The organism is Herbiconiux daphne, from assembly GCF_024979295.1.
Taxonomy (GTDB): Bacteria; Actinomycetota; Actinomycetes; order Actinomycetales; family Microbacteriaceae; genus Herbiconiux; species Herbiconiux daphnes.
Window position 1 is genome coordinate 1 of sequence record NZ_JANLCJ010000434.1, and the last position, 677, is coordinate 677.

General features: G+C 41.1%; 1 protein-coding gene. It reads left to right on the forward strand.

The features are described 5' to 3' along the window. Nucleotides 1-677, forward strand: a 677-nt coding sequence (locus N1032_RS25695; protein ID WP_259543445.1) for a hypothetical protein, incomplete at both ends; no start/stop codon positions are given.

Here is a 677-nt window from a genome sequence, read left to right on the forward strand (position 1 = left end):
CGGAAACCCTACGCAAATTGTTATCAGTAATCCAGCGTTGAATTTTAATAAGACGCTAGACCTGAAAACAGACGGCGTATTAATCTGTAACGACGATATGAAGATGGGTTTATATCCTATCTTTGAAAAGGGTAATTCTCTGCTGGTTGAAAATGATATTAACTTGGTAATGTGGGGCTTTAATTCCCGCACTCAAAAGTTGATTTCAGCGCCTGACGATAAAACCAAAGATTCAGCTAATCAATATCTGAAAAAGATTGTTGACGGTGAATTAGCGGTAATCGGTGAAAACCCGTTCTTTGACGGTGTAAAGGTACAGGCAAGCGGTACGGCGGCGGGTGCAGATTCAACGCCGTTTATTGCTTATCACCAGTATTTGAAATCTAATCTTTATAATGAAGTGGGTATTTCTTCCAACTTCAATATGAAAGCTGAACGCCTTATTTCGTCAGAATTAGACGCGGCAGAAGATAGCCTGTTTCCGTTGGTTTATTCAATGATGGCAAACCGTATTGCTGGCGTTGAAGCTATTAACGCGATGTACGGACAATCTATCAGCGTTGATTTCGGCTCTATTTGGGCGCTGAAAAATAAAGAGTTGGTTGATGATGTGACCGACAATAATGAAGATAATACAGACGTGCAAAATCCGGCGGCTGTTAAAAGTCGGATCGAAG